We start from the raw sequence: 12257 nt of genomic DNA on the forward strand, positions 1-12257 counted from the left end.
GGTGCACGTTACATTTCCAGCATGGCGAACGACCCCAGCACTGTGTCCCCGGACACGCCCGCCCGGCTGGCCGAGTCCGGGCGCCTCGCCGACGTCGTCGCACCCGATTCACCCGCGCGCGCCGAACTCGCCGACGCCGCGCGCCGCTACGCGCGGCCCCTGCAGGTGCGGGTGACCGGTCGTGCGGGCAGCGGTCGGGCAACCTTCGCGAGAGCTCTGCACGAGCGGCTGTCGGTGGCCGCGACCAGCGATACCGGAGGTGATGACGCGGATCTGTGGATGCATGTGCTCACCGGCCCGCCGCGGGCGCACGATCGGGACATGCTGGCCCGTTCACCCACCGACCGGACCATCGTGGTGCTCAACAAATCCGACACCCACCGCGATCCGGTCGTGGCCGCCGAGGTCGCCGCGCGTTGCGCCGAGCAGATCGATCAGGCGGTGATCCCGGTGTCGGCGCTGCTGGCACGTGCGACGGTCACCGACGACGAACTCGGATTCCTCCGCGAACTGGCGCGCACCGGAGAAGAGATGCCGGCGATGGCCGGGGCGTTCCTCTCCGCCGGCCCCGACGACGAACGCGTCATGCGCGCCGCACTGATGCGGCGGCTGGACCGGACCGGAATCGAGATCGCGCTCGAGTTGCTCGCCGCACACCCCGACGTGACCGATACGACGATGCTCGACCGCGAACTGTGGCGACGCAGCGGAATCGACGAGGTGATCGCGCCCATCACCGAACGCGTCGGGCGGGTCCGGCAGTGGCGGCTGGTGGAGCTGCGCACCCGGCTCGAGACGATCGCCGCACGCGGGCACGACCGCGACGCCGTGGAGCCGCTGCTTGCGCAACTCGCCGAGACCGAGGCGACGAGATGGCCGGCGGCGTGATGGCCGGCGCCGGGGTGGCCGCCGATGTGTCGGCGGCCGTGGCCGGATTGACCGGCTACGAACCGGCCGCCATCGTCGGCGGGGGGACCGATGTCGCGGTCTTTGGGATCGGCGGGACCGGGGTGTCGACGCTGCTCGAGGCCTGCCGACACATCGACCCCACGCTGCGCGTGGAGTCCGGCCGATGGGGCGCCCGCGCCGACGATGCGGCGGTCGGCGCGGCACTGCTGGTGGTGGATCCGACGTCGTCGGTCGGTGCCGAGGAGCGCGGCGCCGTCGACGAGCTGCGGCGGCGCTTCGGAACCGTGGCGCTGGTGTGCACCAAGATCGACGCCTACTGGGAGTGGCCGCGCATCCTGCGCGCCCATCGCGCGACGCTCGATCCGCGCGAGGAACTCCCCGTCTTCGCGGTGTCGTCGACGCTCGCGCTGTCCGGGACCGACGCCGAGTCGGGCGTCGGCGCGCTGCTGCAGTGGGCTGCCGAGGAGATGGCCGCTGCACCCGCGCAGCGGCGCGAACGCGCCCGGACCGGTGCCGCGCTGGCAGCGCTCGGGCAACTCGAAGACGAGCTACTCGCCGCAGAGGCGTCCCGCGACGACGATCCCGAGAACCTGGCCGCTCACCGTCGTCGCGTGCTCGAATCCCGCGACCGCGGCCGGGCCGACCGGCTGGCGGTGGTGCGGGCCGGACTGACCCGGGTGCGCAGCGAGACGATCGCCGACATCGCCGGTGGCACCCGCGCGCTCGCCGCCGACGCCACCGCTCGCACGGCGGGGCTGTCCGCGCGGGGTCGCGACGAGTTCGCCCGGTGGCTCACCGACCAGACCACGGCGATGCGAGCGCGGGTCGATACGGCCACCGACGAGCGCCTCGACGAGGTGTCGGCCGCAGCACTGCTCGGCATCGACGCGGCGGCGCCCCGACCGGCACCGGTCGCGGGAACCGACGACGTCGGGCCGCCCTTCGACAGGCCGGTGCCCACGGCACGGCGCAGCGGAGAGGATCTGCTGGTGGTGCTGATCGGTGCGTCCAGCGGGCTCGGGCTCGGGCGGCTCATCGTGGCGCCGATGGCCTCGGTGCACACGCTCCAGTGGGTGAGTATGCCGTTGACCCTGGTGCTCGGCGTCCTGGTGGCGGTACTGGTGATCCGCGTGCGGCGATCGGCCGCGGTACGGGCCGAAATGCGCACCTGGAGCGGCGAGGCGCTCAACGAGACCCGGGCGCGACTCGAACACCGGGTGGGGTCACGAGTGGCCGCGGCCGAAGCCCATCTGATCGGTCAGATCACCCGCTACCACGAACGTCGTACCCGCCAGGCGGCCGCCGATATCGCCGCGATCGACGAGCAGCTGCGCGCCCTGCGCACCGGCGCGGCTCGCCAACCCACACGCGACCGTCTCGCCCGCGTCCGGGCACTGCGCGCCGAACTCGCTCGCGTGTGACGGTTCCTCCGCCGGGTATCGCTTCGTCCCCCAACTGCAGTTGGCCGATCTGACGAAACCAGGTGGAAGAACCGATGCGACGGCCGCCGGGAGGGGGGCCGAAGTGCGATGGAACCGAATGGCGGGCCGGCGCGTCTTATCATCACGGTGGTGTGCGGATGCGGCATCGACGAGGGGAGTGCGGATGGACATGTCATTTCTGGGTGGTGATCCACTCGGCAATGAATCGTTCGACCACCAGGGGTCGGTGGATCCGGATGGGGGCGCCGCGGTGGGCCGCCACGACGCCGGCGCGGTGTTCGAGCACGCGGGTGCCACGTCGACACCGGATGATCACTTGTGGATGCACTCCGACGGCCGCATCTGGGATCTCGGCCCGGCCGATGTCGACACCGACGACGACGGCATCCGCGACTCATTGACCCGGACCGGCGACGGTGGACTCACCGTCTACACCGACTCCGACCACGACGGGCAGGTGGACAAGATCACCGAGGTCGATGCGGAAGGAACGTTCTCGTCGCGGGTGCTCGACCCGGGCAGCGGCACCTGGGTGGCCACCGACACCGGTAGGTTGGGCTGACCGACGAGACCGAGGCCGCTGAGCTACCCGGCATGGCCGATCGCGCGCCGACTCGGGGCCGACGCAACGTCGGCATACGCCATTGGCCGATGTCGTGATGTGGGATTTGCCGCATCTGAATCACCCCGGTACCTAGCGGGCGCTCGGTGAACGTATCCTGTGGTGACGACGACATCGCGACGGCTGTGCATCGCGCCGTCACCTCGGAGGAGAACCGATCATGACCTCAGCCACCATTCCAGGCCTGGACCCGAAGACCGCCCCGACGAAACACGCCGGATTGCTGGCGTGGGTTGCCGAGGTCGCGGAGCTGACGCAGCCGGAACGGGTGGTGTGGTCCGACGGTAGCGACGCCGAATGGGAGCGTCTGACCGGTCAGCTGGTCGAGGCGGGCACCCTGGTCAAGCTGAACGAGGACAAGAAGCCGAACTCGTTCTTGGCGCAATCCGACCCCGCCGATGTCGCGCGCGTGGAGTCCCGCACCTACATCTGCTCGAAGACCGCCGAAGACGCCGGTCCCACCAACAACTGGGTGGACCCGGCCGAGATGCGCGCCACGATGAACGGTCTGTACCGCGGGTGCATGCGCGGCCGCACGATGTTCGTCATCCCGTTCTGCATGGGCCCGCTCGGCTCCGACGACCCCAAGCTCGGCGTGGAGATCACCGACTCCGAGTACGTCGTGCTGTCGATGAAGATCATGACCCGCGTCGGTCCCCAGGTCCTCGAACTCCTCGGCGAGGACGGCTTCTTCGTCAAGGCGCTGCACTCCGTCGGTGCGCCGCTCGAACCCGGCCAGGCCGACGTCCCGTGGCCCTGCAACTCGGAGAAGTACATCTCGCACTTCCCGGAGGACCGCGAAATCTGGTCCTTCGGCTCCGGCTATGGCGGCAACGCGCTGCTGGGCAAGAAGTGCTACGCGCTGCGCATCGCGTCGGTCCTCGCCCACGACGAGGGCTGGCTGGCCGAGCACATGCTGATCCTCAAGCTGACCAGCCCCGAGAAGAAGGTCTACTACGTCGCCGCCGCGTTCCCGAGCGCCTGCGGCAAGACCAACCTCGCGATGATCCAGCCGACCATCGAAGGCTGGGAAGCCGAGACCGTCGGCGACGACATCGCGTGGATGCGCTTCGGCGACGACGGTCGCCTCTACGCGATCAACCCCGAGTTCGGCTTCTTCGGTGTGGCGCCGGGCACCAGCGACGACTCGAACCCGAACGCGATGAAGACCATCGAGGCCGGTAACACCCTCTACACCAACGTCGCACTGACCGATGACGGTGACATCTGGTGGGAGGGCATCGGCGGCGAGAAGCCGGCGCACCTGACCGACTGGCTCGGCAACGACTGGACGCCGGAGTCCGATCACAAGGCCGCCCACCCCAACTCGCGCTACTGCACCCCGCTTGACCAGTGCCCGTCGCTGGCCAAGGAGTGGGACGATCCGCAGGGCGTGCCGATCTCGGCGATCCTGTTCGGTGGCCGCCGCAAGACCACCGTGCCGCTGGTGACCGAGGCCCGCGACTGGCAGCACGGCGTGTTCATGGGCGCCACCGTCGGCTCCGAGCAGACCGCAGCCGCCGAGGGCAAGGTCGGCACCGTGCGCCGCGACCCGATGGCGATGCTGCCGTTCCTCGGCTACAACGTGGGCGACTACTTCGCCCACTGGCTCGACCTTGGCAAGAATGCCGACGCGCAGAAGTTGCCGAAGGTCTTCTACGTCAACTGGTTCCGTCGCGGCGACGACGGCCGCTTCCTGTGGCCGGGCTTCGGTGAGAACAGCCGCGTGCTGGAGTGGATCGTCGGTCGGATCGAGGGCAAGAACGAGGGCATCTCGACTCCTGTCGGCATCGTCGCGAAGCCCGAGGAAATCGACGTCGACGGCCTCGATGGTGTGCCGGCCGAGGACATCGCGGCCGCGCTCGCGGTGAACGCCGACGAATGGCGCCAGGAGATCCCGCTGATCGAGGAGTTGTTCGATTTCGTCGGCGACAAGCTCCCCAGCTCACTGCGCGACGAGCTCGATCACCTGAAGCAGCGCCTCTCGTGAGTTGAGTCTGAGGGTGCGCCGACAGCGGTCGGCTACCCCCTCGCGCCGAGAGAACCCCAAAAAGCGCCGAGAGAACCCAGAATTTCGTCGAGAGAATCTGGCTGCGTGATTGGCTGGGTTCTCTCGGCGCTTTTTGCGGTTCTCTCGGCCTCCGTGGGGTGAGTTGGGGAAGTCGGGTTGCCGGGTGCGGGGCCGGGTTGGCGGGGGCCGGGGGCTTGGTGGGCCGGTCGGTGGCGGGTCCATGGGGTAGGGTGCCCTACCATGAGACTTCGCTTGTGGGGGGCGGCGCTCGTGTCCGCTTGTGCTGTAGGGCTTTCGACGATGACCGCAGGTGCGGCGGTGGCGGCACCGTCGAGCAGCGAACCGATTGCGCTGTATAGGGATTCCACGATCATCGGTGCGGTCCCCACCTTCGGCGCGATCTCCGGCCTGGACCGCACCGGAAACGGCACGTACGTGCTGATCTCCACCGACGTCGGCCGGCAGGGCCCGGCCCGGACCTACAACGCCACCATCCCGTTCACGTCGAACCTCGGCTTCACGGGCGGGGGACGCGTGACCGGTGGCGGTACGGTTTTCGCTCCCTACAACCTGCCGATCCTTCCCGGCGGCGCACAGTTCGAGGGCATCCGCCGGTTGGGGGACGGCTACGTGGTGGCCAGCGGCGGGGCGAATCAGTTCGTCCGTGTCACCGGTCCGATCGGCAATCACGTGCGGGATCTGCCGCTTCCGTCGGCCTACCGGGTCTCCGGCAAGTCCGGCCTGAACGGTCAGCGCGGGTTCACCGGAGTGGCCGTGTCGCCCGGTGATCGGGTCAGCGCGATCACCGCGGGCGGTCTGAAGCAGGACGCGCGCACGTCGGCGCGTCTGATCACCTGGGCCGGCCGCGGCACGTCGGAGTACGTCTACCGCACCGACGGCGACAAGGTGGCCGCCGATGTGCTCGCGGTGAACAACACCGACTACCTGGTGCTCGAACGCGGCAACGGGCGCGCCGCGCGCATCTACTGGACCACCACGCGTGGGGCCACCCCGGTCACCGGGAAGAAGGAGCTGTCCGGCCGCGAGAAGTCGATGCCGAAGAAGCGGATCTTCTCGACCGCACCGTTGACGCGTCTGGCTGCGGGGAACATGTCGGGATTGGCGTGGGGTAACTGGCTTCCGGCGACTCCGTCGAAGGGCTACCGGTCGCGCATCCTCTACATCGTGACCAACGACATGTTCGCCGGTCCGACCCGCGTGCACGGTCTCGAAGTCCATCTGCCCACGCGCTGACTGGGTGCCGCTCCGCTGTCCGAATGACCCGAGGACGTACCCCGAGTCCGTCTCAGGGATATTCCTGATGGCCAACGGTCGGGAGTTTTGGCACCGTTGATGCCATGACATCGGCTCATACGGACGGTTCACTCATCGACACCCGCGCGGTCGCCGCCGGCGCGGCGGATCTGACCAAGGTCTACGGCACGGGTGACACCGTCGTCGAGGCCCTGCGCGGCGTCACCATCGAATTCGGCGAAGGCGAGTTCACCGCGATCATGGGGCCGTCGGGTTCCGGCAAGTCCACCCTGATGCATTGCCTCGCCGGGCTCGACGTCGCCAGCGGTGGACGCGTGCACATCGGTGAGGCAGATCTCACCGGCCTCTCCGACAAGGCGATGACCGAGTTGCGGCGCGACCGCATCGGATTCGTGTTCCAGTCGTTCAATCTCGTTCCGACGTTGACTGCTCGGGAGAACATCACCCTGCCGGTCGACATCGCCGGCCGCGATATCGACACCGAGTGGTTCGACACGGTGATCGGGCGTCTCGGGATCGCCGATCGTCTCGATCATCTGCCCAGCGAGTTGTCCGGCGGGCAGCAGCAGCGGGTGGCGTGTGCCCGCGCCCTGGTCGGTAAGCCGGAGATCATCTTCGGCGACGAGCCGACCGGCAATCTCGACTCGCGGTCATCGGGCGAGGTGCTGTCGATCCTGCGTGCGGCGACAGACGAGTTCGGGCAGACGGTGGTGATCGTCACCCACGATCCGCGTGCGGCCTCCTATGCCGATCGGGTGGTGTTCCTCGCCGACGGGCAGATCGTCCGCGAACTCGCGCGCCCCTCGGCCGATGACGTGTTCGAGGTGATGAAGAATCTTGACGGCGCCGGGAGCGAAGCGAGCGGGCCGAGTGGTGACGGCGCCGGGAGCGAAGCGAGCGGGCCGAATGTGGACGGCGCCGGGAGCGAAGCGAGCGGGCCGAATGTGGACGGCGCCGGGAGCGAAGCGAGCGGGCCGAAGCACGCAGCCGACGAGAACACCTCCGAGGTGCGCTGACCACATGGCCTCCTCGACGGTGATGCGCCGGGTGTCGTTGCGCAACCTGCGCGCTCACAAACTCAGACTCTTCCTGACCGTGTTCTCGATCGTCCTCGGCACCTCGTTCGTGGCCGGGTCGATCGTGTTCACGTCGACCATCTCCAAAGCGTTCAACGACATCTTCGACTCGGCGGCGCCAGGCGTGGCGGTGGAGATCACCCCGGACAGCAATCAGTCGCCGGGTGTGCCGCTGACGGTCGTCGACGACCTGACCGCGCAGAAGCAGGAACTGGGTATCGACAAGATCGTCGCCAACTACACCGGCTCGGTGACGATCGCCGGGTCCGACGGCAAGGCGTTGCAGACCGGTGGCGCTCCCAGTGTCGGTACCGCCTACCTTCCGCCTGATCAGTCGTTGTCCCCGGACAGCAGCAAGATCCTGCCCGGTGGTCGTGGTCCGACGAATGCCGGTGAGGTGGCCTTGAATTCGTCGGCCGCAGACGAAGCAGGCCTGCAGGTCGGGTCCACCACACAACTCGTGGTGGGGCAGGGTTCGGCGCAGCCGCGTGAGGTGACGGTGGTCGGGCTGCTCGATCTGCCCGGCTCCACCGGCGGCTACGTCAACGTGCAGTTCGACGAGGCGACCGCGCGCAGCTTGTTCTCCGACGGGCAGCATGTCGCGCAGGTGGACATGTCCGCGGTCGACGGTGTCACGCCGGAAGAGTTGCAGCAGCGGGTGCAGGCGGCACTGCCGCCCGACACCTATGAGGTGCGCACCGGCGATCAGGTGCGTCAAGACCAGAAGGACCAGGTCAACGAGTTCCTGACGATCTTCACCGCAATCCTGTTGGCGTTCGCCGCGATCGGCCTGATCGTGGGCACCTTCATCATCTACAACACCTTCTCGATGATCGTCGCGCAGCGCAATCGCGAACTGGCGCTGCTGCGGGCGGTCGGTGCGAGCCGACGTCAGGTGTCGAGGTCGGTGCTCTTCGAGGCGTTCGTGGTCGGTGTGATCGGCGGGCTGGTGGGCCTGGCCGTCGGTATCGGTTTGGCGGCGTTGCTCAAGGCGCTCACCACCTCGGCCTCGGGGCTACCCGACGCGCCGCTGCAGATCGGCGTGTGGGCGGTACTGGCGGCGTTGTTCGTCGGGATCGTGGTGACGATGATCAGCGCCTGGGTGCCGGCTGTGCGGGCGTCACGGGTGCCGCCGGTGGAGGCGATGCGCGCCGGAATGGCGGAGGGGTCGGCTCCGCTGGTGCGACGCACCGTCGTCGGTGCGGTCGTGGGTGTCATCTCGCTGGTGGCCATCGTCGCCGGTGCGATGGGCGTCGGCGTCGGACCGGCGATCGCGGTCGGTGCCGGTGCGGCCGGTGCGATCGCGGCGGTGGTCTTGGCCGGTCCGGCGTTGTCGCGGCCGGTGGTGGGTGCCCTCGGTTCGGTGCTCGGCGCCCCGTTCGGCCGGATCGGCCGTCTGGCCCGCACCAATGCGGTGCGCAATCCGCGACGGACCGCGGCGACGGCGTTCGCGTTGACTCTGGGTCTGATGTTGGTGGCGGTCATCGGCACCCTGGGAACCTCGTTCAAGGGCACGGTCAACGAGGCCGTGGACAGCGGGATGACTGCGGAGTTCATCGTCGCCGGCAGCAATCAGATGCCGATTCCCGGGGCGGTCGCCGACCAGGTGGAGCAGGTCGACGGTGTGGCGGCGTCGGTCAGTTTCGGCATCATCCAGGCGACTGCAGACGGCCAGCAGGTGGCCGGCTATGGCGCGGTGGGCGGTCAGCCCGCCGATGTCGCGGTGCTCGACATGCGCGACGGGGCATCGGACCAGTTGCCTGCCGACGGCATGTTCGTCAGCGAACGCACCAGCATCGACAAGGGTTGGCAGCGCGGCGATGTGGTCACCTTCACCGGACCCACCGGCCAGGAGGTACCGGTCACGGTGTCCGGGGTGTACGCCGACAACGAGGCGTTGCAGCCCTGGTTGGTCGGACCCGACGTGTACGACCAGTTGGTGCCGGCGTCGGCGCAGGTGAGCGCGATGATATTCGTGGCACCGGAACCGGGTGTCTCCGCGGAGACGTTGCGCACGAATCTGGAGGATGCCACAGCGTCCTACCTGACCGTCCAGGTGCAGGACCGGACGCAGTTCAAGAGTTCGGTGTCGAGTCAGATCGATCAGATGCTGGCCACCCTGTACGCGATGCTCGGCCTGGCCCTGCTGATCGCGGTGCTCGGGATCATCAACACGCTGGCGTTGTCGGTAGTGGAACGCAAGCGGGAGATCGGAATGTTGCGCGCCGTCGGCATGCTACGGGCGCAGGTCCGTCGCAGCATCTACCTCGAGTCGGTGCTGATCGCCATTTTCGGTGCCATCCTCGGGGTGCTGCTCGGCACCGTCATCGGCGTGGCGCTGGTGCGCACGTTGGCGAAATGGGGCCTCGGTACGCCTGTGGTGCCGTGGACTCTGATCGTCATCACGCTGGTCGCGTCGGCGGTGGTGGGCGTGCTTGCAGCGTTGTGGCCGGCGGTCCGGGCGGCGCGCACGCGGCCGCTGGAGGCGATCGTCGAGGCGTGAGGGCCTCGGGTCGCACACCCGCGTCGTCGGCGGGCAGTGACACAATCGGTCCATGACCCGACCACCCGACGAACCCTGGGACCCGAATCGCGAGAGCCCGGAGACGCGACGTTTCGAGCCTTCCGACGAGACCGCCGCCTACGGGCCGACCGATGAGATCCCGGGTCAGCGTGCACAGAGCGCGGGCCCCGGCGAGCCGCCGACCACGGCGGCGCAGCCGGGGCCCTACGACGCGCCGCAGGCGTACACCGCGGCCAACTACGGCGCGGGTTATGGGGGGCCCGGCTACGGCGGTCCGGTACCACCGGGGCCCCCGCCACCGAAGAACACCGGACGCACCGTCGGTCTGGCGCTGGCCGCGCTCGGCGCCCTGGTGGTGCTGGCGCTGGTCGGTGTGCTGATCGCGCGCGGCGGCACCGACGACGGCACGGACGCATCGGCGGGCGCCGACTCGTCGTCGGCGACGACGTCGACCACCGAGCGCGAGGACACCACCACGTCGACCACCACCACGACCGAGGACACAACGACCACGACGACACCCACCGTGGCCCCGGGCGAGGTGGTCTATCAGCTCACCGGCAACGGTGACGTGGTGGGCATCCGCTACCTCGAGCAGGGCAGTTCGACGGTGGTCGCCGCGGCCGGTACCCCGTGGTCGCAGGCGGCGACGGTCGGCGGGACGTCGGCGGAGATCACGGCCATCGTGATCCGCGGCCCGGTGACCTGCAACATCCTGCGTGGTGAGGATCTGCTGGCGTCGTCGACCAGTCGAGGCGGGCCGCTGCGCTGCGCGGCGACGGTGAATTGACCCCGCCCCTCGGCGCTCAGCGTTTCCGTAGCACCAGCACCAGGTTGGTGCCGAGGACCTCGCGCAGGCCGGGCACGCGCATCACCCACCACAGCCACGACGGCAGATAGCGTGGGAACGCGCCGACGACGTCGGCACCGGCCACGGTGCCGGCCCACCGCAGCCCCTGCGCTGCGGTCACCGGGAACAGTGAGGTGCCGTAAAGGTTCTTGGGCGGATGACCGTGCCGACCGGTGTACCACCGCGCGGCGCGATGCCCGCCGAGGTAGTGCGTCAGGCCCATCTCGTGTCCGCCGAACGGCCCCCACCACAGCGTGTAGCTGATGATCACGGTGCCGCCCGGTCGGGTCACCCGCAGCATCTCGTCGGCCATCTGCCACGGTTCGCGGGTGTGCTCGACCACGTTGGAGGAGAACGTCACATCCATCGAGCGGTCGGCAAACGGCAGCTGCTGTCCGGAGCCGCGAACGGAGGTGCGGTGCTCGAGGCCGCCGGCGTGCATCTCGCTCGGATCGGGTTCGACGGAGATGTAATGCGCGCCGCGGCGGTCGAAGGCGTCGGCGAAGTAGCCGGGACCACCGCCGACGTCGAGGATCACCGCATCCCGCAGGGGGCGGTCGTGCCAATCGCCGACCATCTGGGCCGTGTCGGCGGCGATGGCGCCGTAGAAACGTGCCGGATCGGTCTGCTCGAACCGGAAGTCATCGAGCAGGCGTGCGGCACGCGACAGGGTGGCGTACTCGGCGAACTCCGGCCGGATACCCCGCCCCGGCAGCCGCCACCTCACGTGTCCACCCGCGCTTGGCCGGTGCCCGGCGAACCGCCGGTGCGGGCGCGCAGCCCGATCATGAAGGTGTGCAACGCGAACCGGAACTCCGAGCGCACATCCTTCGGCAGAGCGGGTACGACCGTGCTCAACGACGGGTACTGCCCGGCGTCGAGGCCGCGGTAGTACTCGAACACCGCGGCGCGGTCGTCCTCGGTGTCCTGTGCGGACTGCAACGCGTATCCGACGATCAACCGCGCCAGCGCGTGATCGGCGGCGCCCGCATCCGAGGCCGACAGGCCCGCTGCCATCAGCAGCGTCAGCGACCGTTCGTAGCGGGTCAACCCCATTGGCCCGAAGTGCACCTGACCGGCGAAGAGACTCGCCGAGTGAGGATGGCGGTGCAGGACGTCGAAGGTGACCACGGCGGAGCGTTCGACGACCTGATCCCACCGGTCGCCGAGGTCCGAGCGCGCCAGCGCGGCGACGATCTCCGACATGATGTGTTCGGCCAGGCGGGTGCACAGTTCATCCTTGCCGCCCGGGAACTGACGGTAGAGCGTGGAGGTCGAGGAGCCCAGCCGCCGGGCCAATGCGCGCATGCCGAGCGACTCCTGCCCGCCGTCGGCCAGTAGCGACAGCGCCTCGGCGAAGATCTCCTCGGCGGGCAGCGGCGGTCGGCCGCGGGGATGCTCCGGCATCGAGGTTCCTCGTCTCGGCTGATGGACGGTCGGGCGACGTCCGTGTCCGAGGCAACTCGGCTCACCCGTCACGCTCACCTCGCCGGTACGGATCGTCTCAACTATCGTTGTAGACGTCCGGCGGGTTAGCGGCTACAGTGT

10 protein-coding genes are annotated in these 12257 nt (G+C 69.1%); 8 read left to right on the forward strand and 2 right to left on the reverse strand.

Annotated features, from left to right (window positions below):
- Window positions 1-21 precede the first annotated feature (21 nt).
- The 8 genes from OSB52_RS06280 to OSB52_RS06315 all read left to right on the forward strand — a co-directional run bounded on the left by OSB52_RS06280 (window position 22) and on the right by OSB52_RS06315 (window position 10649).
- Window positions 22-888: a GTPase Era family protein gene (locus tag OSB52_RS06280; RefSeq protein WP_266060778.1), complete on the forward strand. Its 867-nt coding sequence runs from the start codon at window positions 22-24 to the stop codon at window positions 886-888.
- On the forward strand, window positions 873-2330 hold the full coding sequence (locus tag OSB52_RS06285) for a GTPase domain-containing protein (RefSeq protein ID WP_266060779.1): 1458 nt from the start codon (window positions 873-875) through the stop codon (window positions 2328-2330). Before OSB52_RS06280 ends, OSB52_RS06285 begins: the two co-directional genes overlap by 16 nt.
- Before the next feature lie 184 nt (window positions 2331-2514).
- Window positions 2515-2913, forward strand: coding sequence for a DUF6802 family protein (locus tag OSB52_RS06290; protein ID WP_266060781.1), 399 nt, complete (start codon window positions 2515-2517; stop codon window positions 2911-2913).
- A 220-nt stretch (window positions 2914-3133) separates the two neighbouring features.
- Window positions 3134-4963 carry a phosphoenolpyruvate carboxykinase (GTP) gene (locus tag OSB52_RS06295; RefSeq protein WP_266060782.1) on the forward strand — a complete coding sequence of 610 codons (1830 nt, stop codon included), beginning with the start codon at window positions 3134-3136 and terminating at the stop codon, window positions 4961-4963.
- A gap of 261 nt (window positions 4964-5224) precedes the next feature.
- On the forward strand, window positions 5225-6238 hold the full coding sequence (locus OSB52_RS06300; RefSeq protein ID WP_235722816.1) for an esterase-like activity of phytase family protein: 1014 nt from the start codon (window positions 5225-5227) through the stop codon (window positions 6236-6238).
- A 104-nt stretch (window positions 6239-6342) separates the two neighbouring features.
- Window positions 6343-7275, forward strand: coding sequence for an ABC transporter ATP-binding protein (locus tag OSB52_RS06305; RefSeq protein ID WP_266060784.1), 933 nt, complete (start codon window positions 6343-6345; stop codon window positions 7273-7275).
- Window positions 7276-7279: 4 nt separating this feature from the next.
- The gene (locus OSB52_RS06310; protein WP_266060785.1) at window positions 7280-9838 is read left to right on the forward strand and encodes an ABC transporter permease; all 2559 of its coding nucleotides are present in this window, start codon (window positions 7280-7282) and stop codon (window positions 9836-9838) included.
- Between the two features lie 52 nt (window positions 9839-9890).
- Complete coding sequence (locus OSB52_RS06315; protein ID WP_266060786.1) at window positions 9891-10649, forward strand: hypothetical protein; 759 nt, start codon at window positions 9891-9893, stop codon at window positions 10647-10649.
- 16 nt (window positions 10650-10665) lie between these two features.
- Here the strand turns inward: OSB52_RS06315 and OSB52_RS06320 are convergent, their stop codons facing one another.
- A complete protein-coding gene (locus OSB52_RS06320; protein WP_266060788.1) occupies window positions 10666-11436 on the reverse strand; it encodes a class I SAM-dependent methyltransferase in 771 nt (256 codons plus the stop codon).
- Window positions 11433-12116, reverse strand: a complete 684-nt coding sequence (locus tag OSB52_RS06325) for a TetR/AcrR family transcriptional regulator (RefSeq protein WP_266060790.1) — start codon at window positions 12114-12116, stop codon at window positions 11433-11435. The genes OSB52_RS06320 and OSB52_RS06325 overlap by 4 nt, the downstream gene beginning before the upstream one ends.
- Window positions 12117-12257: the final 141 nt, after the last annotated feature.

Origin of the sequence: Gordonia aquimaris, assembly GCF_026262595.1 — a bacterium.
Taxonomy (GTDB): Bacteria; Actinomycetota; Actinomycetes; order Mycobacteriales; family Mycobacteriaceae; genus Gordonia; species Gordonia tangerina.

Coding starts and splice junctions, on each gene's coding strand:
- OSB52_RS06280 (WP_266060778.1), top strand. CDS start 22: ATGGCGAACGACCCCAGCACTGTGTCCCCGGACACGCCCGCCCGGCTG.
- OSB52_RS06285 (WP_266060779.1), top strand. CDS start 873: ATGGCCGGCGGCGTGATGGCCGGCGCCGGGGTGGCCGCCGATGTGTCG.
- OSB52_RS06290 (WP_266060781.1), top strand. CDS start 2,515: ATGGACATGTCATTTCTGGGTGGTGATCCACTCGGCAATGAATCGTTC.
- OSB52_RS06295 (WP_266060782.1), top strand. CDS start 3,134: ATGACCTCAGCCACCATTCCAGGCCTGGACCCGAAGACCGCCCCGACG.
- OSB52_RS06300 (WP_235722816.1), top strand. CDS start 5,225: ATGAGACTTCGCTTGTGGGGGGCGGCGCTCGTGTCCGCTTGTGCTGTA.
- OSB52_RS06305 (WP_266060784.1), top strand. CDS start 6,343: ATGACATCGGCTCATACGGACGGTTCACTCATCGACACCCGCGCGGTC.
- OSB52_RS06310 (WP_266060785.1), top strand. CDS start 7,280: ATGGCCTCCTCGACGGTGATGCGCCGGGTGTCGTTGCGCAACCTGCGC.
- OSB52_RS06315 (WP_266060786.1), top strand. CDS start 9,891: ATGACCCGACCACCCGACGAACCCTGGGACCCGAATCGCGAGAGCCCG.
- OSB52_RS06325 (WP_266060790.1), bottom strand. CDS start 12,116: ATGCCGGAGCATCCCCGCGGCCGACCGCCGCTGCCCGCCGAGGAGATC.